This is a genomic window from Nonomuraea sp. NPDC003707 (genome assembly GCF_053587055.1).
In genome coordinates, this window is record NZ_JBSFNK010000131.1 from 1 (window position 1) to 1328 (window position 1328).

1 protein-coding gene is annotated in these 1328 nt (G+C 68.1%); it reads right to left on the minus strand.

Annotation, left to right across the window (positions count from 1 at the left end; translation table 11 throughout):
• A partial coding sequence (locus ACWDRB_RS67835) for an acyltransferase domain-containing protein (protein ID WP_449912913.1) occupies nt 1–1328 on the minus strand: 1328 nt, incomplete at both ends.

Sequence of the window (1328 nt, forward strand, 5' to 3'; positions counted from 1 at the left end):
GTGGTGGGGAGGTTGTGGGGGGCGATGGCGGTGAGGGTGGTGTCGGGTCCGATTTCGAGGTAGGTGGTGACGCCGGTGTGGTGGAGGTGGGTGATGGTGTTGGCGAATTGGACGGGTTGGCGGGCGTGGTGGGCCCAGTGGGTGGGGGTGAGGGTGTGGGTGGGGGTGGCGGTGGTGTTGGTGATGAGGGGGGTGTGGGCGGGGTGGTGGGTGAGGGTGTGGGCGAGGGTGTCCAGGGGGGTGAGGATGGGGTCGAGGAGGGGGGAGTGGAAGGCGTGGGAGACGGTGAGGGGGTGGGTTTTGCGGCCGAGGTTGGTGAAGTGGGTGGTGATGGTGTGGATGTCGTGTGCGTTGCCGGAGATGACGGTGTTGGTGGGGTGGTTGATGGCGGCGATGGCGGTGTGGGGGGTGAGGTGGGGGGTGATTTCTTCGGGGGTGGCGTTGATGGCGGTCATGGCGCCGTTGGGGGGGAGGGTTTGCATGAGGTGGGCGCGTTGGGTGATGAGGGTGGCGGCGTCGGTGAGGGTGAGGATGCCGGCGGTGTGGGCGGCGGTGATTTCGCCGAGGGAGTGTCCGGCGAGGTAGTGGGGGTGGATGCCCCAGGTGGTGAGGAGGTGGGTGAGGGCGGTTTGGAGGGCGAAGATGGCGGGTTGGGTGTAGGTGGTTTGGTTGAGGAGGTGGGCTTGGGGGGTGTGGGGTGGGGCCCACATGATGTCGCGGAGGGGGTGGTCGAGGTGGGGGTCGAGGGCGTCGAGGGTGTTGTTGAGGGCGGTGGCGAAGGTGGGGAAGGTTTCGTAGAGTTGGCGGCCCATGCCGGGGTGTTGGGCGCCTTGTCCGGAGTAGAGGAACGCGGTTTTGCCGGGTCGGGCACGTCCGGTGATCACGTTCACGCCGATGCCGATGCCGATGCCGATGCTGATGCTGTTGCTGTTGCGGGTGTTGGAGCGGGTGGGGGTGCCGGTTCTGTTGGCGGTCGCCGTCGCGGCTCCGCTTGCGGCGTTCTCGGTGCCGCCGGTGCCACCGTGAGCGCCAGTGCCGTTGCCAGTGCCGTTGCCAGTGCCGTTGACGGTCGCGGTGTTGATGCCGTTGCCACTGGCCGCGCCTGCGCCTGCGCCTGTGCCGTCGCCACCGTCGCTGCCGTTGCCCGCGTCACCGCTGCCGTTGCTGTTGCTGTTGCTGTTGCTGCTCCTGGCGACGCCGACGCCGTTGCCGTCACCTGCGCTGAAGCTCATGCTGTCGTCGGTGTTTGTGCCGGCGAGGTGGTCGAGGGCGTGGTGGAGGTCGTCGGCGTTGCGGGCCAGGATGACGGCGCGGTGTTCTAGATGGGC